The following is a 19,339-nucleotide window of genomic DNA, read 5'->3' as shown; positions in this document are numbered from 1 at the left end:
TAGTCGGCCGGTCCATCGTCAACGACGCCGGCGGCGATTCCTGCCACGCACATGCATGCTCAGGCTTGATCTTCGTCAAGACTATCGCTTCGTTCGAGCATAGGAGATTCGACCAACGAACGACACCCCGTCGTTCGGTGACCGCACGGTTTTTGGCGGACCGCAAGACGGGCACTCGGAAAAGGCAGCCGCCGCTGATCCCGACCGGACGACAGGCTTGCAAGCCGGGCTGGCCCATGGGCAGCATCCTGTATAATGCCGCCCCCATTTACCGCTCGTGTGCGCCTGCACCGACTCTCCAAGTTATCCGGCCCGATAGTGCAAAGTCCTCATTCGAATCAGTCTGTTGCAAGTAGAAAGTTCTCCGTCGCACCCATGATGGATTGGACTGATAGGCACTGTAGGTACTTCCTGCGCCAGCTTTCGCAACACGCGTTGCTCTACACCGAGATGGTCACCACCGGCGCGCTGCTGCATGGCGATGCGCAGCGGTTTCTGCGGTATGACGAAACTGAGCACCCACTGGCACTGCAGCTGGGAGGCAGTGTGCCGGCGGAGCTGGCCGAGTGCGCCAAGCTCGCCGAAGCCGCGGGTTATGACGAGGTTAACCTCAACGTCGGCTGCCCCAGCGATCGGGTGCAGAACAACATGATCGGCGCCTGCCTGATGGGCCACCCGCCACTGGTGGCCGATTGCGTAAAGGCAATGCGCGATGCAGTGGATATCGAGGTCACCGTCAAGCATCGCATCGGTATCAATGGACGCGACAGCTATGCCGAGCTGTGCGATTTCGTCGGTCAGGTACGCGACGCTGGATGCCGCAGTTTCACCGTGCACGCGCGCATAGCCATCCTCGAAGGGCTGTCACCGAAGCAGAACCGTGAGGTGCCGCCATTGCGTTACGACATCGCCGTGCAGCTGAAGAAGGACTTCCCGGACCTCGAGATCATCCTGAACGGCGGCATCAAGACGCTGGACGAGTGTCGCGCGCACCTGCAAACCTTCGATGGCGTCATGCTAGGGCGCGAGGCCTACCACAACCCCTATCTGCTGGCCCGCGTCGACCGGGAGCTGTTCGGTAGCGAGGCGCCGGTGATCAGCCGGGCACAGGCACTGCGCGACATGCGGCCTTATATCGAGCAGCACCTGAGCGACGGTGGCGCTATGCATCACATCACCCGTCATGTACTCGGTCTGGGTCAGGGCTTTCCCGGCGCGCGGCGCTTCCGCCAGTTGCTTTCGGTGGACATCCACAAGACGAGCGACCCCCTTGCGCTGCTCGATCAGGCGGTGGCGCTGCTCGAAGGGCACTGAAGGCTCCGCACGCAAGGAACGCAACCCCGGCATTTCGATCAAAGGCCAGGCGCATCCGGATCCACTCGCTCGTTGAGCGGGCTGACTGGCTCGGGTAAGGTCATGCCACTCACAGGACGGAGCCCCTCTTACATGACTTCCAAGCTGGAACAACTCAAGCAGTTCACCACTGTCGTCGCCGATACTGGCGACATCGACGCCATTGCTCGCCTGAAACCGGTGGACGCCACCACCAATCCTTCACTGCTGCTCAAGGCAGCGGCCATGCCGCGTTATGCCGATGACCTGGCGAACGCGATGAAGCAGTGCCACGGCGACATCGGTCTGGCGTGCGACCTGTTCGCCGTCGCGGTAGGCAAGCAGATTCTGGAACTGATCCCCGGGCGCATCTCCACCGAGGTCGACGCGCGATTGTCGTTCGACACTCAAGCCATGGTCCAGCGCGGTGAGCGCCTGATCGGCCTTTACGAGCAGGCTGGCATCAGCCGCGAGCGCGTTCTGATCAAGATCGCTTCGACCTGGGAAGGCATCCGCGCAGCCGAACAGCTGGAGAAAGCCGGCATCCAGACCAACCTTACCCTGCTGTTCTCCTTCACCCAGGCCGTGGCATGCGCCGAGGCCGGCGTCTTCCTGATCTCGCCATTCGTTGGCCGCATCTATGACTGGTACAAGAAGCACGAAGGTCGTGATTACCAAGGCGCGGAAGATCCGGGCGTGCAGTCGGTCAGCCGCATCTACGACTACTACAAGGCTCACGGATACAAGACGGTAGTGATGGGCGCGAGCTTCCGCAATGTCGGACAGATCGAGGCACTGGCCGGTTGCGACCGGCTGACCATCAGCCCGGAACTGCTCGGCGACCTGGCCGCAGCCAGCGGCGCGCTGGAACGCAAACTGCAGCCCGGCCGCGAGTCAGAAGCACGTATCAGTCTGGATGAAAAGAGCTTCCGCTGGGGCCTGAACGAGGATGCGATGGCGACCGAAAAGCTTGCCGAAGGCATCCGTCAGTTCGCGCGGGACCAGGAGAAACTCGAAGCCCTGCTGGCCAAGCTGGCCTGATCAGGACCGCTCCAATGCGGTGACGAGGTCATGGAAGGCCTCGCGGTTGGATTCGTTGAGGCTCATCAGGATGCGGTGAGCCTCGAGCACCTTGGCCTTCACCACCTCTTCGGACTGATCCTGCGATGGCAGATCGGCCAGGCATTCCGGGCAAGGCAACGGCGTATCGACGATATTGAACACCTGATCAAAGCCCATAGACTGCAACAGCCGGGTGATGTCCGGGTGGGTGGTAACCAGCGTCGGCAACATACCCACCTTCTGCCGCGACAGTATCGACAGCTTGGCCAAGAGGCCCAAGGTGGTGCTGTCAATGCTTCGGCTTTCGGTCAGATCAATGACAATCGAAGAAAAATTGCGCGACGAGAAGATCTTCTCGATCGTTGCATCCAGCGCCGAACAGAGCGTCAAACGGATTTCACCTATGAACTTCAGAACAAAGGTGCCATCCATCTCGGCGAACTGGATTCTACCAGTACTCATGCAAGGTTCCTGCTCAACACCAGCAAGGCGATATCGTCGGGCATGTCAGCCAGCTCGGCCAACCCGAAGACTCGACGTAATCCATCCAGCGTGCCACCGGCATCGGTAATCAGACCGGGCAGCGCGGACTCTTTTTCTTTGAGTGTGTCGCCGGGCAAAAGGTCCAAAATGCCGTCGGAGAGCAAGGTCAAGCTGAAGGTCTCGGGCAGCTTCAGCTCGAAATTCTGATAGGTCGCCTCGACGAACAACCCGACCGGCAACCCGCGCCCTTCGAGGTAGTGCGCGCCCTCTCCCGTGTACAGCACCGGCATAGGCAGATGACCGCCAATGCTGTAGTGCAGCACGTCATGCTCCTGATCGATAACGCCGCCCAGCATGGTCACGTGCTTGCCCAGCTTGCAATTGATCAGCCCGCGGTTGATGTGATCTAGCACTTCCGACGGCTTGAACTCGCGCAGCGTGCCGCCACGGCGCGACTCGTACAGCAGGCGGGTCGTCATGAACTTGAGCAGCACGGTCACGAACGCCGAGGAGGCACCATGGCCGGAAACATCGGCCAAGTAGAAACCGATGCGCCGCTCATCCACGCGAAAATAGTCGACGAAGTCACCGGACAGGTACAGCGATGGGATGATCTGGTGGGCGAAGTCGAAGCCATCGACGCTCCAGGGCGTCACCGGCAGCATGTTCATCTGCACTTGGCGACCGGCGTCCTGGTCTTCCTGCAACAGGTGCAGGCTGGCTTGCAAATCACGATTGGCCGTCTCGAGCTGTTCACGATAGCGGCGATTTTCCAGCCGCAGACGAGAACGGTCCAGCGCCCGGCGTACCGAATGCTCAAGCATCGCCAGGTCTTCGAGCGGCTTGATCAGGTAGTCGGCAGCACCCAAGCGCAGGGCCTCCACCGCGTCGCTCATCACGCCGGCACCGGAAACCACGATCACTGGGAGGTCGAGCTGGCGCTCACTGATCTGACGGATCAGCTCAAGGCCATCCATCTGCGGCATGCGCAGATCGCAGATCACCAGATCGGGCTGCTCCGACTCGAAGAGCTCCATGCCCTGCGGGCCATTGCCGGCCTGCAAGACACGAAAACCACTGTCATCCAGATAGGCAGCCAGACTGGCTCGAACCACATCGTCGTCATCTATGATCAGCAGCGTCGCGCTTGGTTTATGCATGTTCCTACCAGGCGGGGTCGCCAGGATGATTGGCGAAAACATTGGCCCCGCATGACGCCGGGCTTGGGTTCGTTTCAAGGCGCAGACGGTACTCCCATACGATCGGGGTTTCAAGCCGACCGGCTGGCGCCTTTACAGGTCGAATTGAGGGGAGCTATAAGAATGCCGCGAGCCATATATAAAAGGTTGAAACCATGAGCCAGAAAGACCGCGATTACAGTGAAAAACGCGATTTCATCCGAATGCAGATCGAAACCACCGTTGCGCTGGAACATGGCGATACAAAACTGAGCGGCACCTGTATCGACCTCTCCAGTACCGGCATGCAGGTTCTGGCCAGCGCCCAACTACGCATGGGCGACAAGGTCCGCGTACTCATTCCATCCGAGCACAGCGAACTGAAAGGACTGGACGCGCAGACAGAAGTCGTACGCGTCAGCCAGCTCGACGATGGCCGGCAGAGCCTGGGTCTGGCAATCCTTTCGATGTCCTGACCCTGCTCCAGCGATGGCCGCAGCAAATGCGGCCAGGCTTCAGAAGTCGTCTTCGACTTCCCCGTCCTTGACCCTGAATTCGCGATTCTGAAGGTAGGCGTTGCGTACGAAGATGTAGCGATCACCCTGAATCATCTTCTCGGCTGACAGCAGTCCTGCGCGCGTATCGACCAGGTCCACACCCCGCGTCACGTTGCGGGTCGGCACATGATCCATGTGCGGATACGGTTCGAGGAAGGAATCCGGCACCCGGCCGACGGCATCACGCACCGTGCTTGGCCCAAGCAGCGGCAGCACGACATATGGCCCACTTCCCAGCCCCCAGGCACCCAGCGTCTGGCCGAAGTCCTCATCGTTCTTGTGCAGCCCCATACTGGTGGCAACGTCGAAGAAACCGAGCACGCCGAATGTGGTATTGAACAGGATACGACTGGTGTCGATGCCGGCATCGCGGACCTTGCCCTGCAGCAGGTCGTTGGTCAGCACCAGCACATCACCGAGATTACTGAACACATTGCCGATTCCGTCCTCGAGGAAGCTCGGCGTCACTTTCTGGTAGCCCTGGGCCAAGGGCTTGAGGGTGTAGGTGTCAGCGGTGTCATTGAAACGAAACACCGCGCGGTTGACGCCTTCCCACGGATCTTCTTCGGCCGCTAACGCTGGCGCTGCGCCAAGCGTGGCGATCGTAGCGACGAAACCGGCCTTGAGCACGGCGATCCAGGCCGTAGCGATCTTGGGCATCACTTTTCTCTCCCTTAGGTATTTGGTGCATGCGGCGCACCGACGCAGACCGCGCAGTATAGAGTGAACATCCTGTTTTCGGCAGTCAGCCGGATATTCGGCTTTCGTGGCACAGGCCGGCGCTTGCGCCAGCGCCGGTAAAGGCACAGACAAGGCCTGGCCGCTGGTTTAACCTTCAGCTATCGACGTTCATTACACGCCGCCCGTAAACCCATGAGAGGGAAGCAAAATGCCGGAACATGATCTGCAGTCGCAGCTCGAAGAACTGCGTTATCAACTGGCCCAGGACACGCCGCTGACCGATGAGGAGCGGGCTTCGCTGCAAGCGATCGCCCAGGACATCGAAGTTCGCCTGGCGACGCAGGGCAGCACCGACCACAACGACTCGCTGGTGGATGGCGTCAACCTGGCCGTCGAGCGCTTCGAGGTCAGCCACCCAAGCATGGCCATGACGCTGCGCAACATCATGCAGACCCTGGCCAACATGGGCATCTGAAGCAGGTCACGGGTCGCGCTGCGACCCTGACTCGCTGCGTTACTGGCGCACCAGACGGCGATTGTCCACGACCATCGCCTCGGTACTGCGGTACGGATTGATGTCCAGCCCGCCACGGCGCACGTAACGCGCGTAGACGGTCAGCTTCTCCGGCTGCAGCAAACGCTGCAGATCGAGAAAGATGCGCTCCACGCATTGCTCGTGAAAGTCGGCATGCTGACGGAAGCTCACCAGATAGGCCAACAGGCTCTCCGCCTGCAACGCCGCGCCGCGGTACTCGACGACTACGCTGCCCCAGTCCGGCTGACCGGTCACCGGACAGTTGGACTTGAGCAAGTGGCTGTGCAGCGACTCCTCGACCATATGCCCGGCATCACAGGCCAACAGTCCCGGTTGAGGATGGTCGTAATGCTCGATGGTCACGTCCAGATCGTCGACGCAGCGCCCCGGCAGCGTCGCAACACCCTCGGCCGCCACCTCATCCAGCGTGCGCAGGCGCACCTTCACCGGCTTGCCGGCTGCCGCAGAAAGATCGCTGCTCATCACCTCGGCCAGCGCTTCCCGCGACTCGAACACCGACTGGTTCAGCGAGTTCAGATAAAGCTTGAACGACTTGGATTCGATGATGCTCGGCGAGTCCGCCGGAATCTCGAATTCACCGATCGCCACCACCGGCTTGCCGGAAGGCAGCAACCATGACAGTTCGTAGCAATTCCACAGATCCACGCCCTGGTAGGGCAGCGTCTCGGCGGTGAGACCAAGCTCGGCCCACTTCGGCGCGCGCGGAATCGGAAACAGTAGGTGCGGGCTGTAGGTGGCGACGTAGTCACTGGACTTGCCCAGCGGGGAATGTTCGGCGGGATGCTGCATGGGGAATGGACCTGAACGAGAAACGCCGCGAAGTTTAGCGCTTCGCGGCGTTCTTTTCAGCGGCATCGACGTAGCCGTCGAACGGTCGGCGGTCTATTGACGCATCCCGCGTCCACTCTTGAGCAGCCCGACGGAGACCAGATAGAGCGCCGCCACCGCCACCAGCATGAAGCTGATCGCCACACCGATGCGGATATCGGATACGCCGAGGATGCCGTAACGGAAAGCGTTGACCATGTGCAGAACCGGGTTGGCCAGCGACAGCGTCTGCCAGAACGGCGACAGCAGGTTGATCGAATAGAACACCCCACCGAGGTAGGTCAACGGCGTCAGCACGAAGGTCGGGATGATCGAGATATCATCGAAATTGCGCGCGAACACCGCGTTGATGAAGCCGCCCAGGGCGAAGATGCTCGCCGTCAGGGTGATCACCAGAACGGTCACGCCCAGGTGGTGCACCTGCAGATCGGTGAAGAACATCGACAGCAGCGTGACGATTACCGCAACCGCCAGCCCTCGGGTGATGCCACCCAGGGCAAAACCAATGACGATCACATGCGGCGATACCGGCGAGACCAGCAGCTCCTCGATGGAGCGCTGGAACTTGGTGCTGAAGAAGCTCGACACCACGTTGCTGTAGGAGTTGGTGATCACCGACATCATGATCAGGCCTGGGACGATGTAGTCCATGTAGCTGAAGCCGCCCATGTCCCCAATCCGCGCACCGATCAGGCTGCCGAAGATGACGAAGTACAGCACCATGGTGATCGCTGGGGGCAGCAGCGTCTGCGGCCAGATGCGGGTGTAGCGACGGATCTCGCGCTGGACGATGGTCTGCAGCGCGACCAGGTTGGGACGCAGTTCGCCGCTCATGACTTCACCTTCAGGTTGTTCTCCACCAGCGACACGAACAGCTCCTCCAGTCGGTTGGTCTTGTTGCGCAGACTCAGCACCTCGATGCCCTGAGCGCTGAGCAGACGGAACAATTCGGTCACGCCCTGACTCTTCTCCACCTGCACCTCGAGGGTGTGATGATCGATCAACTGCGCCGGATAGCTGCCCAGCTCCGGCGCGACCAGTTGCGACTCCTTGAGGTCCAGCAGAAAGGTTTCCACGTGCAGCTGCGAGAGCAGCTCGCGCATGCTGGTGTTCTTGACGATCTGGCCATGGTCGATGATGCCGATGTTGCGGCACAGCTGTTCGGCCTCCTCCAGATAGTGGGTGGTGAGGATGATGGTGATGCCTTCACGATTGAGCTCGGTGAGGAACGACCACATCGAGCGGCGCAGCTCGATATCCACACCCGCGGTGGGCTCGTCGAGAATCAACAGCCGCGGCTGATGAATCAGCGCCCGGGCGATCATCAGGCGGCGTTTCATGCCGCCGGAGAGCATCCGCGAGGAAACATCACGCTTGTCCCACAATCCCAGCTGGTTGAGATAGCGCTCCGCGCGCTCCTTGGCAATCTTCGCCGGGATGCCGTAGTAGCCGGCCTGGGTGACCAGGATGTCGAAGGCTTTCTCGAACTGGTTGAAGTTGAATTCCTGCGGCACCACGCCCAGGCAGCGCTTGAGCCCGGACGGGTCGCGATCCAGATCGTGACCGAACACGTTGACCGTGCCGCCGCTCTTGTTCACCAGGGTGGAGAGGATGCCGATGGTGGTGGACTTGCCGGCGCCATTGGGCCCGAGCAAGGCGAAGAAGTCGCCTTCGGCCACGTCCAGATCGATACCCTTGAGGGCCTGGAAGCCGTTGCCGTAGGTCTTGGTCAACTGCCGGATGGATAGAGCAGTACTCATAAGAAGGTGCACACAACGCGAAGGGAGTGAAGCTAGATAAGGGCACAAGTGACCGATTGCAACCGCCCATTTCCGGAGCGAGCGCCTCAGTGCTACGTGTCGGACTGCTCCAATGGCACAACGATCAATGCAGCACGCTGTCCTTCGGCAACATCGGCCATAGGGAAAAGAATGCACGCGTCCGGTTCATCGACCACCCAGCGCATGCCGTCGTCCTCGGCAAGCAGGCTGCCAAGCGGCAATGGCGCAAAGTTCTCGATGTCAGCGGGTAGACACAGCCGAAACCGCGAGCTGCGCTTGATGATCTCTCGAGAAATACTCAGCAGCTGCGGTTGCGCCTCTGCACCCGCAGACAACTCGCGCCCCTCGATCATTGCGATCAGCTCCTGCTCGAACTGCAGCACTGCCGGCGGCAGGGCCTCGTCCTTGCCTTCGGCAAGCTCCAAGGTAAACGCCTCGGCGCCATGAAGCGTGGCGGTCATGGCACTGAAGGTAGAGCTGGGCTGGCGCTGCAACAGCACTCCGTCGATTGCCAGAGCATGCAGTCGGGCCAACGCATTGGGTTGTGCGCCCCCTCCCTCGCGCCAAGGGCAGATCGCAAACTGGGCGAGACGCGACGGGCGCATCGCTGAGTGCAGGTCATAGTGCCGGCGCTGGCGTCCGGACACGCTGAAGAAGCCTCCGACCAATGCCTCAAGCTCTGACGCACGAATGGCTTCGCCGCCCCATACATCAGCATGGGCACCGAGAAAGAGACGGTTAAGGTCATGTTCGATGTACCGAACCATGCGACGCATCGCTGCAGGATTGGCGAACAGCAGCAACAGTCGCGCACGGGGCCGCACATTGCCCCGTGCGAGCGCACGGATCAGGCGATCCAGGACATGTATGGGGATGAGTTCATTGCCGTGTATGCCGGCCGACAGGACCAGGTCGACGCCTTGATCCTGGCCGCTCGGCGGCGATACCAGCAACGCGCCCTCGGCCAGCCAGTGCAGCTTCACCCCGCGAGGGGTGAGCTGGACTTTCTCGCAGGGCTCGCGCCCGGCGAGGGTCAGTTCCAGCAGCTTGCCGATAGCGAGCATGCCGGTCTGCCGTCAGTGATTGCAGTCAGGGCCGTGGACGTGCTCGTCGTCATCGGCCTCGACCGGCTCCATTTCCAGCTGCAGGCTGACCAGGTTGGTCGCCAACGGGCGCAGCACCAGATTGGCGTACTCGGTGTCGCCGTCCTCGACGTCCACACCAATCATCAGCTGACCGTTGCCGACCTGCTGAATCCAGACCTCGCGGCCCTGCCAAATCACGGCAAAACGGGTGCAGGACGTTTCCAGTTGGGTTCCGTCGACATCTTCCAGAACCAGTTGCAGGCTATCGCTCATTGAATTGCTCTCGCTAGTAGAACGCGCGGCGCCCGCGGCGCTGCGCATGGGGAATGGTCAGGCCTGGGTCAGCGTCGCGACGGCGCGCTCGAGGCGATCCAGCCCTTCGTCGATATCAGCTTCGTCGATGACCAGGCTCGGCGCCAGGCGCACCACGTCGGGGCCGGCCTGCAGCACCATGAGAGCTTGCTTCTCCGCGGCGGCGCAGAAGGCACCGGCCTTGCCCTTCCAGGCCTCGCTCAACACACAGCCGATCAGCAGGCCACGGCCACGCACCAGGCTGAACACGCCATAGCGCTCACCGATCTGCATCAGGCGCGCCTTGAAACGCTCGTGTCGCGCCTTGACGCCTTCGAGCACCTCCGGCGTATTGACGATATCCAGCACCGTCTCGGCAACTGCGCAGGCCAGCGGATTGCCGCCATAAGTGGTGCCGTGGGTGCCGACGCTCAGGTGCGCGGCGATCTCGTTGGTGGTCAGCATCGTCCCGATCGGGAAGCCGCCGCCCAGGCTCTTGGCGTTGGTCAGGATGTCCGGCGTGACGCCGTAGTGCATGTAGGCGAACAGCTCACCGGTACGGCCGAGGCCGGTCTGCACCTCATCGAAGATGAGCAGCGCGTTGTGCTCGTTGCACAGCTGGCGAGCGCCTTCCAGATAGGCCTGGTCGCCCGGCAGGATGCCGCTCTCGCCCTGGATCGGCTCGAGCACCACCGCGCAGGTCTTGTCGGAGATCGCCGCTTTCAGGGCGTCGAGATCGTTGAAGGGAACATGGGTAATCCCTTCGATCTTTGGCCCGAAGCCGTCGGAGTACTTCGACTGCCCGCCCACCGTGACGGTGAACAGGGTGCGGCCGTGGAAGCTGTTGAGCGCCGAGATAATCTCGAATTTCTGCGGCCCGTAGACGTCATGGGCGTAACGACGGGCCAGCTTGAACGCCGCCTCGTTGGCTTCCGCGCCGGAATTGCAGAAGAACGCGCGGTCGGCGAAGGTCGCTGCCGTCAGCTTCTTCGCCAGGCGCAGCGCCGGCTCGTTGGTATAGATGTTGGAAATGTGCCAGAGCTTGCCAGCCTGCTCGGTAAGCGCCGCGACCATCGCCGGATGCGCATGGCCCAGTGCGTTGACCGCGATGCCGCCAGCGAAGTCCACCAGTTCTCGCCCGCTCTGATCCCATACTCGCGAACCCAGGCCACGTACCGGTACGAAGGCTGCGGGGGCGAAGGTGGGAACAATGACCTGGTCGAAATCGGAGCGTTCTACCGGGGTGTGCGGGGCGGACATCGGGGCTCTCCTGCGAGGCGACACGGAATGAGAAATGAAAACGCCCCGCCATCGGCGGGGCGTCACTCGCGCAGTGTAAACGCAGGGCCGGCCCTCGTGCGCACTCGAGAAGAAATTCTCTTGCGCTCCGCGCGCTCTTTCAGCCGAAGTGCTGCTGGTCCAGCGCGATCGCTTGGTCCAGGGTTTCCAGCAGGGCCTTGCGCACTTTGAGCTTGGTGTTCTTGTGCGCCACCATGTTGATCTTCTTCAGCTGCTCGGCCGCGGCTTTGGCGACTGCCAGCAGCTCACCGGTCGGCACCACCTTGTCGAGAAAACCGGCATCCACCGCGCCAATCGGATCGAACATCTCGCCGTTGATCACCGAGCGATGGAAGGCTGACTTGCGCAAACGGTCACGCGCCAACTCGATGCCTGCATGGTGCATGGTCATGCCGATCTGCACCTCATTGAGGCCGAGATGGAATGGCCCTTCGACACCAATGCGGTAATCGGCGGACAACAGCAGGAAGGCGCCCTTGGCGATCGCATGCCCTGGGCACGCCACGATGATCGGGAACGGGTGCGCCAGCATCCGGCGGGAGAAGGTCGAACCGGTAGCGACCAGCGTCATGGCGTTCTGCGGGCTCGACGTCATGACCTTCAGATCGTAGCCGCCGGACAGGATGCCCGGCTGCCCGGTGAGAATCACGACGGCACGGTCCTGCTCGGCGCGATCCAGCGCGGCGTTGAGCGCCTCGAACACGGCAGGCGAAAGGGCGTTGACCTTGCCATTGCACAGCGTCAGCGTGGCAACGCCGTCTTCGAATTGGTAGGAGACCAGCTCACTCATGACGAGATTCCTTGTTTTTAAAGTGGGCAGACGTTACCCAGCGCTCAGGCTCAGGTAAAGCGCGATGACCGACCGACCGGTCACGCCAGAGGCGTCAAAGCCGCACCGAAACGTATCTGTACAGAAGGATCAGCTCGATTCGAAGTCGGCCAGTGTCTCGGGGTGCAGAATGGCCTGCAGCTCAGGGTCGGCGAGATGCAGCCCGAAAGAGCCATCCGGCAGACCGACGGATATCCGGTAAGGCGCGCCCTCCTCGTCCACGGTGATCTGCGCCAGATCCAGATAACGCGGCGTGCAGCGCTGCTTGGCGGCATCGCGCAGCACCACCACACGGGGGCGGAGTTGGTATTGCCGATGTTTTTCCACTACCACGGCGACCTCCCCGGTATGCAACTCGACGAGCGTACCCACCGGGAACGCCCCCAGCCAGCGGATGAATTCGCGCACCAGATCCTCGTCGAACTGCCTGCCGCTGGCACTGCGCAGGATCTCGAAAGCCGATTGCACCGGGCGCGCGCAATCGTAGGCCCTGTGGCTGGTAATGGCGTCGAAGGCGTCGACAATGGTGATGATGCGCGTCATGTAGGAAATCTGCGCGGGGCCCGAACCCAGCGGATATCCAGTGCCATCGAGCCGCTCGTGATGGCCGTATGCGGCGTGCAGTGCAGCCTCCGGAATGCCGGGTTGCGCCCGCAGCGCTTCCAGACCGAAGACCGGATGCCGCTTGATCACCTCGAACTCCTCGGCGGTGAGTTTCCCGGGTTTGTTGAGAATTTCCGGATCGATGCGCATCTTGCCGACGTCGTGCAGCAATCCCGCCATACCCAACAGCTGCAGCTTGTCGTCCTGCAGGCCGAGATGATTGCCGAACCCCATCGCCATGATCGACACCGACAGGCAGTGCAGGCTTGTGTAGAGGTCCTTGTTCTTCAACCGGATCAGCCAGAGCATGGCGCTTTCATTGCGCAACATGCTGGCCAGATTGCGCTTCACCGCACTATGGCAAGCGCGGGTGTCGATCACCCGTCCATGCTGCACATCGGCCAGTACCTGATCAATCAGGCGAGAGCCATCCAGATAGGCAGCGCGGGCCTCCTCCACTTCGGTCGACAATGCCTGCTGCGGGCGCTGTATCGGCTTGCGCACACGCGGCCCGACGACCGGAACCGGCGCGTCGTGCTGCAGGCGAACCCGGCGCGTGTCGTCGACATAGACATACTCGCAACAGTTGCGCAGCGCGCGTACCTCACCGGGCGTCAGCAGCGGAAAACCCTGAAACGCAAAGTTCGTTTCATTCCACGGCCGATCCAGCTCGCAGACATACATACCCAATTCCAGACGGGCGACAGCAACCCGACGCCGGGTCGGCACCAGCAAGGTATCGATATGCTTGCCTGACTTGCTTGTCAGTTTCATGAACCAGGTGAGCTCCGCTCGGCTTCTTATTCAAAATAACCCAGGCATCGGCCAAGGCTGCAATCAGGAGTCTAGCGGAACGTGCAGCTTGTCACCTGAGTGCGACGAATTTGTTAAGCACATGAATAAGCTAAAAAAGTTTTTGCCAAAGGCAGTGCGTTCGATTACATTAGCGCGCCTCGACGGACATGAACCTCCGTCGATCCGGTGAGGTGTCCGAGCGGTTGAAGGAGCACGCCTGGAAAGTGTGTATACGAGAAATCGTATCAAGGGTTCGAATCCCTTCCTCACCGCCATATTCGATTCAAGCAAAACCCCTGACTTCCCCGAAGTCAGGGGTTTTTGCGTTCTAGAGCCCCGATCCGAGGGCACCATACGTCCGTCAGCGATTGTCGTGCCGTCTGCCCTGCAGCAGATTGCTCGCAGTCCTTTTCATAATGCAATCACTTCCATGGCCGATCCCTACCACCTGCAGCGCTTCGTCGACGCGCAACAACTCCAGTATCCGCAGGCGCTGGCAGAACTGCGCAGCGGGCGCAAACGTACGCACTGGATGTGGTTCATCTTTCCGCAGCTGCAGGGGCTTGGCCGCAGCGCCATGGCACAGCGCTACGCGATTTCGAGCCGAGCCGAGGCTGAAGCCTATCTGCAGCATCCGCTGCTGGGGCCACGTCTGCTGGCCTGTACCGAGGCGATGCTAGGGCATCACCGCAACTGCGCACAGCAGATTCTGGGAAGCCCAGACGACCTGAAGTTTCACTCCTGCATGACCCTCTTCGCCCATGTAGCGCCAGACTCCGCCCAGTTCGAGCAGGCGCTGCAAGCCTTCTTTGACGGTCAGCCCGATCCGGCCACCCTGAGACTTCTGAGCAGCGGCGACACCACCAGCTGAACGCCGGCCGACTCAACGCTGGCCGGCTGCGCCACCCGTTGCGCCGCCGCTGGCCGCACCGCCGCTGCTGGCCCCGCCTGCACCGTTACCGCTACCTGTTCCGATTCCACCCGGCGGTGTGACGCCGCCCTGATTGGCGTTTCCATTGGCACCACCCGGAGCGGTCTGCGGCTGGGTGGTGCCCGGAGCAGGATTCGCGCCCACGCCACCGTTCGGCTGGCGAACATTGTTCTGCGGACTCGGCAAACCGGTCGCGGTCGGCGGGTTCGTGGCACCCGGAACGTTGGGGCGGGGATTGTACGCATCACTCTGCACGCCCCCTCGGTTGATACCAGGCGTCTGCTCCCGAGTGGTGCCCGGCTCACGGATACGGTTGATATCGCGACCGATCTGCTGGCGATTTTCTTCCAAATCGGCACCCATCTGGTCACGCTCCTGCTGCAGCGTCATGTCCTCCTGCTGCGCCAATGCAGCGCTGGAAATGGCGGCGAGTAACAGTACTAGCGGAAACTTCGGCTTGTTCATTGTCTGTCCTCCGATGCGGTGTAAAACGGAAGACAACCAAAAGAAGCGACCAGCTCCATCGCTGGAAGCGTTCGCTGGTGCGGAAATTGCTTTCTCTTGAGTCTGGGCGAATGTCCGGCACGTCTCGTTTATCGGCGTCGGATTCTGGAAATCGCGGTCACGTACCGTCTCCGCCCCTTCGGCAAGGCGATAATCGCTACACACAAGAATAAAAGGCCATGTCATGCTCAAGCAGAAGAAATTTCGGCAGGCGACCCTGATCGTCATTGCCACGGCAGTGATTCTCATCCTGCCCAACCTGACCCGTATATTCAGCTGAGCGCGCCACCGGCGCGCTGCGAGGAGTTCCCATGCGCGCCCCGATTCTTTCCCTACTGCTGGCTCTGAGCCTGCACGCATCGGCTGGCGAGATCGATCAGCCCACCGCCCTGCAGATGCTGCAGCGAGCCGACGCCGTACTGATCGATGTAAGGACTGCTGACGAGTTCGCCGAAGGAGCGCTGCCCGGCGCGGTCCGCATCGAGACTCCGGATATCGCCGAGCGGATCGGAACACTGGCCCCGGAAAAGGACACACCGGTCGTGCTCTACTGCCGCAGCGGCCGCCGTGCCTCCGAAGCGCAGGACGTGCTCGAGAAGCTCGGTTACACACAGGTCATCAACGCGGGCGGCTACGACGAGCTCGCCACTGTGTTACCAAGCGACTGATCGCACCGAGGCGGCCATCAAGTCCGCCAGCACCACCCATACCGCCGCCGACATAGGGAACTTATGAGCAGCGAGGGCCACTGAAAAACGTGGCCTTCGCTGCATCATGCGCACCCTTATCGGAGGATATGGATGAACTGGGACGCCCTGCTCAACGAGACACTCTGGATCAACCTGGCGATCGTGCTGGGGATCACCATCGTCAGCTACCTGGTTCTGCGCACCATCCTCGGGATCGTCACCAGGCGCCTCAACAAACTCGCCACCGGGTCCAAGACCAAGTTCATCGGCATCGCCGCCGAACTGCTTTCACGCACCAGCAATCTGCTGATCCTGGCGTTCTCGCTACTGATCGCACTGAAGACGGTCGAACTGTCGCCCCGCTGGGAATCGACAATGTCCCACGGCTGGTTCATCGCCCTCGCGTTCCAGTTCGCGCTGTGGATGGACACCGGCGCGCGCCTGTGGATGGAGAGCCTGACCCGCGACGGCAAGGCCCGCAATCCGGTCACCACCACGATCATCGGCATCATGATCCGTATCGTGGTCTGGACCATGATGCTGCTATCGATCCTCGCCAACCTGGGTGTCGACATCACCGCCATGATCGCCAGCCTCGGAGTTGGCGGTATCGCCATCGCCCTGGCAGTACAGACGCTGCTCAGCGACATCTTCGCCTCGCTGTCCATCGGCGTGGACAAGCCGTTCGAGATCGGTGACTTCGTGGTATTCGGCGAGGTGGCCGGCAACATCGAGCACATCGGCCTGAAAACCACGCGCATTCGCGCCCTCAGCGGCGAACAGGTGGTCGTATCCAACGCCGACCTGTTGCGGCAGATCGTGCACAACTACAAGCGCATGAACACGCGGCGGATCGTCTTCAAGTTCGGCATCACCTACGACACGCCAACCGAAAAGGTGAAAGAGGTGGCAGAACTGGTGAAGCGCATCATCGAAGGCATCGAAGTGGCGAAGTTCGACCGCGCGCATTTCCTCGGCTTCGACGACAGCCAGCTGACCTTCGAGGTCGTCTACATCATGCAGGTCTCGGACTACAACAAGTACATGGACACTCAGCAGGAGATCAACCTCGCCCTGCTGCAGGGCATTCGCGACATGGACGTGCAGTTCGCCTTCCCCACCCGCAGCATCGAATTCATCGGTGGGCGATTGCCGGAAATCAATGTTGCCGGCGTGCCGCAGGAAAAGACGGCAGCCAACCAGAACGCCGACGATGCCGACACGCAAATGCTCGGCACCCGGCCGAGCTGAACCATCCCCCGTCGCCGCCCGTTGGCCGGCGGCGACACCTCGTCCCTTCGCTGCTGCGGCGCAAGCGCCTATGCTGAAGACGGAAGCTGTTCGAATCTGAAAGGATAAGACTCATGACGCTGCTCTGGTTGCTGGTTCTACTGCTCGGCATTGCCGTAATCGCCCACCTGCGCCTGTCGCCGGTGCCGGCACTGGTGATCGTCGCCACCTACTTGGTCTTCATGACCGCTGCCGACACCTCCGGGGTGGTGGTACTCCTGCTCTGGCTCGCCTTGATCGCCATTGCGGTGCCTCTATTGGTCGCAGACGTGCGCCGCAAGTACTTCAGCGGGCCGATGTTCGACTGGTTCAAGAAGGTGCTACCGCCGATTTCCGCCACCGAGCGCGACGCCATCGACGCCGGCACCGTCTGGTGGGACGGCGAGCTGTTCAGCGGCCGGCCGGACTGGGACACCCTGCTCGGCTATCCGAAGGCGCGCCTCACGGATGAAGAGCAGGCCTTCCTCGACGGCCCTACCGAAACCCTCTGCGCCCTGGTCAGCGAATGGGATATCGCCCAGCGCATGGACCTGCCGCCCGCCGCCTGGGACTACATCAAGGCCGAAGGCTTCTTCGCCCTGATCATCCCCAAGGAATACGGCGGCAAGGGCTTCTCCGCCTACGCCCACTCGCAGATCGTGATGAAACTCGCCACCCGCAGCGGTGACCTGGCCAGCACCGTGATGGTGCCCAACTCTCTCGGTCCGGCCGAGCTGCTGATGCACTACGGCACCGATGAGCAGCGCAACCACTACCTGCCGCGCCTGGCCAATGGCACCGACATTCCCTGCTTTGCCCTCACCGGCCCATATGCAGGCTCCGACGCCGGCGCCATGAACGACAGCGGCGTGATCTGCCGCGGCCAGTGGCAGGGCGAAGAAGTGCTCGGCCTGCGGCTGAACTGGGAGAAGCGCTACATCACCCTCGGCCCGGTGGCGACCCTGCTCGGCGTAGCTTTCAAGACCTACGATCCGGATCACTTGCTGGGCGATGAGGAAGAACTCGGCATCAGCCTGGCGCTGATCCCCACCGACACTCCCGGCGTGGACATCGGCCGTCGCCACCTGCCGCTGGGTGCGGCCTTCATGAACGGGCCGAACTGGGGCAAGGATGTCTTCGTGCCGCTGGCTGCTATCATCGGCGGCCGCGACATGATCGGCAAAGGCTGGATGATGCTGATGAACTGCCTGTCGGTCGGCCGCTCGATCTCCCTGCCGGCGACCGGCACCAGCGCCGCCAAAGTCTGCAGCTATGTAAGCGGTCGCTATGCGCAAGTCCGCGAGCAGTTCAACGTGCCGTTGGCCGCCTTCGAAGGCATTCAGGAGCCGTTGGCGCGCATCGGCGGCAACGCCTGGCTGATGGACGCGGCGCGAATTCTCACCGCCAACGCCGTCGACCTGGGCGAAAAGCCCTCGGTGCTCTCGGCGATTCTGAAGTACCACCTCACCGAACGCGGCCGAGCCTGCATCACCGACGCCATGGATATCCACGGCGGCAAGGGCATCATCCTCGGCCCGAACAATTACCTCGGACGCCTATGGCTGTCGGCGCCGATCTCCATCACCGTGGAAGGTGCCAACATCCTCTCGCGCAACCTGATGATCTTCGGCCAGGGCGCAATCCGCTGCCATCCGTTCGTCCTGCGCGAAATGGAGCTGGTCCACGAGCCGGATCGTGAAGCCGCTGTTGTGAAATTCGATGACCTGTTGATGCAACACATCGGCTTCGCCGTCAGCAACACGGCCAGCACCCTGCTGCTGGGTCTGAGCTTCGGTCTGATGGGGCGTGTGCCGGGGACGAGCGTCACGCAACCCTACTTCCGCGCGCTCAATCGCATCGCCGCGGCATTCGCGATGCTGGCCGATCTGTCGATGATGCTGCTCGGCGGCGAGCTCAAGCGTCGCGAGCGGCTGTCGGCGCGGCTGGGCGACGTGCTCAGCCATCTCTACCTCGCCTCCGCAGCACTCAAGCAGTTCCATGACCTCGGCCATCCGACTGAACAGGAGCCGCTGCTGCGCTGGGCGCTGGAGGACTGCCTGGAGAAGGCCGAATCCGCCCTGCAGGACGTGCTGGCCAACTTCCCCAACCGCATTCTCGGGCACCTGCTGCATGCTCTGGTGTTCCCCTTCGGTGCGCGTCACAAGGGGCCGTCCGACGTCCTAGACGCCGAGGTCGCCGCCCTCCTCGGCCGCCCGGAAGGCGATCCGGCTTTGGAGCGCATCCTCGATGGCATGTACCGCCCGCAGAATCCCGAGCAGCCGCTCGGCGCGCTGAAGCACGCCTTCGAGATCCTCGCCACCAGCCAGGACGCAGCGAAGAAGCTGGCCAAGGCGCTCAAGTCAGGCGCGGTTATGCCGGCCGCTGGCGAAAATTCGATCGATGCCGCGCTGGCTGCCGGCGTCATAGATGCCGTGGAGGCCGAGCAGCTGCAGATGGCAGAACTCGCACGGCGCAAAGTCATCGACGTGGACGACTTCGCCAAGGAGAACCTGCAGTTGCAGGAAGGACGAATCCGCTGATTTCCGACCAGCCCTGCAGCCCGTTCATTGAACGGGCCTGCCACTG

Annotated in this window: 20 protein-coding genes and 1 tRNA gene; 9 read left to right on the top strand and 12 right to left on the bottom strand. The window is 61.8% G+C overall.

Annotation, left to right across the window (positions count from 1 at the left end; genetic code table 11):
• Positions 1–375: 375 nt before the first annotated feature.
• Both dusA and tal read left to right on the top strand, forming a co-directional pair.
• On the top strand, positions 376–1,314 hold the full coding sequence (gene dusA, locus LW136_RS09505; RefSeq protein WP_234175054.1) for a tRNA dihydrouridine(20/20a) synthase DusA: 939 nt from the start codon (positions 376–378) through the stop codon (positions 1,312–1,314).
• 132 nt (positions 1,315–1,446) lie between these two features.
• A complete protein-coding gene (tal, locus tag LW136_RS09500; RefSeq protein WP_014820051.1) occupies positions 1,447–2,373 on the top strand; it encodes a transaldolase in 927 nt (308 codons plus the stop codon).
• Here tal and rssC read toward each other — a convergent pair whose 3' ends face one another.
• The gene (gene rssC, locus LW136_RS09495; RefSeq protein WP_003301853.1) at positions 2,374–2,856 is read right to left on the bottom strand and encodes an anti-sigma factor antagonist RssC; all 483 of its coding nucleotides are present in this window, start codon (positions 2,854–2,856) and stop codon (positions 2,374–2,376) included.
• Positions 2,853–4,037: a two-component system response regulator RssB gene (gene rssB, locus LW136_RS09490; protein WP_014820050.1), complete on the bottom strand. Its 1,185-nt coding sequence runs from the start codon at positions 4,035–4,037 to the stop codon at positions 2,853–2,855. Before rssB ends, rssC begins: the two co-directional genes overlap by 4 nt.
• Before the next feature lie 194 nt (positions 4,038–4,231).
• Between rssB and LW136_RS09485 the strand changes: the two genes are divergently transcribed.
• Positions 4,232–4,531 (top strand): PilZ domain-containing protein, encoded by a 300-nt coding sequence (locus tag LW136_RS09485; RefSeq protein WP_014820049.1) that lies wholly within the window; start codon positions 4,232–4,234, stop codon positions 4,529–4,531.
• 39 nt (positions 4,532–4,570) lie between these two features.
• On the opposite strand, the gene LW136_RS09480 is transcribed toward LW136_RS09485, so the two are convergent.
• Positions 4,571–5,272, bottom strand: coding sequence for an MlaA family lipoprotein (locus LW136_RS09480; RefSeq protein WP_234175053.1), 702 nt, complete (start codon positions 5,270–5,272; stop codon positions 4,571–4,573).
• A 229-nt stretch (positions 5,273–5,501) separates the two neighbouring features.
• Here LW136_RS09480 and LW136_RS09475 point away from each other — a divergent pair, with 229 nt between their 5' ends.
• Positions 5,502–5,768, top strand: a complete 267-nt coding sequence (locus tag LW136_RS09475; protein ID WP_011912816.1) for a DUF4404 family protein — start codon at positions 5,502–5,504, stop codon at positions 5,766–5,768.
• Between the two features lie 39 nt (positions 5,769–5,807).
• On the opposite strand, the gene queF is transcribed toward LW136_RS09475, so the two are convergent.
• The 8 genes from queF to LW136_RS09435 all read right to left on the bottom strand — a co-directional run bounded on the left by queF (position 5,808) and on the right by LW136_RS09435 (position 13,339).
• The gene (gene queF, locus LW136_RS09470; protein WP_023447140.1) at positions 5,808–6,638 is read right to left on the bottom strand and encodes an NADPH-dependent 7-cyano-7-deazaguanine reductase QueF; all 831 of its coding nucleotides are present in this window, start codon (positions 6,636–6,638) and stop codon (positions 5,808–5,810) included.
• Between the two features lie 93 nt (positions 6,639–6,731).
• Positions 6,732–7,511: an ABC transporter permease gene (locus LW136_RS09465; RefSeq protein ID WP_044314955.1), complete on the bottom strand. Its 780-nt coding sequence runs from the start codon at positions 7,509–7,511 to the stop codon at positions 6,732–6,734.
• Positions 7,508–8,437 carry an ABC transporter ATP-binding protein gene (locus LW136_RS09460; protein WP_023447139.1) on the bottom strand — a complete coding sequence of 310 codons (930 nt, stop codon included), beginning with the start codon at positions 8,435–8,437 and terminating at the stop codon, positions 7,508–7,510. The genes LW136_RS09465 and LW136_RS09460 overlap by 4 nt, the downstream gene beginning before the upstream one ends.
• A gap of 92 nt (positions 8,438–8,529) precedes the next feature.
• A complete protein-coding gene (locus LW136_RS09455; protein ID WP_234175052.1) occupies positions 8,530–9,522 on the bottom strand; it encodes a succinylglutamate desuccinylase in 993 nt (330 codons plus the stop codon).
• A gap of 12 nt (positions 9,523–9,534) precedes the next feature.
• Positions 9,535–9,816: a hypothetical protein gene (locus LW136_RS09450; protein WP_003282913.1), complete on the bottom strand. Its 282-nt coding sequence runs from the start codon at positions 9,814–9,816 to the stop codon at positions 9,535–9,537.
• A 57-nt stretch (positions 9,817–9,873) separates the two neighbouring features.
• On the bottom strand, positions 9,874–11,094 hold the full coding sequence (locus LW136_RS09445; RefSeq protein WP_044314957.1) for an aspartate aminotransferase family protein: 1,221 nt from the start codon (positions 11,092–11,094) through the stop codon (positions 9,874–9,876).
• A gap of 139 nt (positions 11,095–11,233) precedes the next feature.
• Positions 11,234–11,923, bottom strand: coding sequence for a crotonase/enoyl-CoA hydratase family protein (locus LW136_RS09440; RefSeq protein WP_234175051.1), 690 nt, complete (start codon positions 11,921–11,923; stop codon positions 11,234–11,236).
• A 129-nt stretch (positions 11,924–12,052) separates the two neighbouring features.
• Positions 12,053–13,339, bottom strand: coding sequence for an HD-GYP domain-containing protein (locus LW136_RS09435; RefSeq protein WP_234175050.1), 1,287 nt, complete (start codon positions 13,337–13,339; stop codon positions 12,053–12,055).
• Positions 13,340–13,545: 206 nt separating this feature from the next.
• Here LW136_RS09435 and LW136_RS09430 point away from each other — a divergent pair.
• Both LW136_RS09430 and LW136_RS09425 read left to right on the top strand, forming a co-directional pair.
• Positions 13,546–13,635, top strand: a tRNA-Ser gene (locus LW136_RS09430).
• 155 nt (positions 13,636–13,790) lie between these two features.
• The gene (locus tag LW136_RS09425; protein WP_234175049.1) at positions 13,791–14,231 is read left to right on the top strand and encodes a DUF1810 domain-containing protein; all 441 of its coding nucleotides are present in this window, start codon (positions 13,791–13,793) and stop codon (positions 14,229–14,231) included.
• A 12-nt stretch (positions 14,232–14,243) separates the two neighbouring features.
• On the opposite strand, the gene LW136_RS22815 is transcribed toward LW136_RS09425, so the two are convergent.
• Positions 14,244–14,756 (bottom strand): hypothetical protein, encoded by a 513-nt coding sequence (locus tag LW136_RS22815; protein ID WP_313403273.1) that lies wholly within the window; start codon positions 14,754–14,756, stop codon positions 14,244–14,246.
• A gap of 350 nt (positions 14,757–15,106) precedes the next feature.
• On the opposite strand from LW136_RS22815, the gene LW136_RS09415 reads away from it, so the two are divergent.
• The 3 genes from LW136_RS09415 to LW136_RS09405 all read left to right on the top strand — a co-directional run bounded on the left by LW136_RS09415 (position 15,107) and on the right by LW136_RS09405 (position 19,293).
• On the top strand, positions 15,107–15,463 hold the full coding sequence (locus LW136_RS09415) for a rhodanese-like domain-containing protein (protein ID WP_234175048.1): 357 nt from the start codon (positions 15,107–15,109) through the stop codon (positions 15,461–15,463).
• 132 nt (positions 15,464–15,595) lie between these two features.
• Positions 15,596–16,735: a mechanosensitive ion channel family protein gene (locus tag LW136_RS09410; RefSeq protein ID WP_234175047.1), complete on the top strand. Its 1,140-nt coding sequence runs from the start codon at positions 15,596–15,598 to the stop codon at positions 16,733–16,735.
• 113 nt (positions 16,736–16,848) lie between these two features.
• A complete protein-coding gene (locus tag LW136_RS09405; RefSeq protein WP_234175046.1) occupies positions 16,849–19,293 on the top strand; it encodes an acyl-CoA dehydrogenase in 2,445 nt (814 codons plus the stop codon).
• Positions 19,294–19,339: the final 46 nt, after the last annotated feature.

Source organism: Stutzerimonas kunmingensis, from assembly GCF_021432085.1.
In the GTDB taxonomy this organism is placed as follows: Bacteria; Pseudomonadota; Gammaproteobacteria; order Pseudomonadales; family Pseudomonadaceae; genus Stutzerimonas.
The sequence above is the reverse complement of the archived record's forward strand: the minus strand, read 5'-3'. Positions and strand labels throughout refer to the sequence as shown.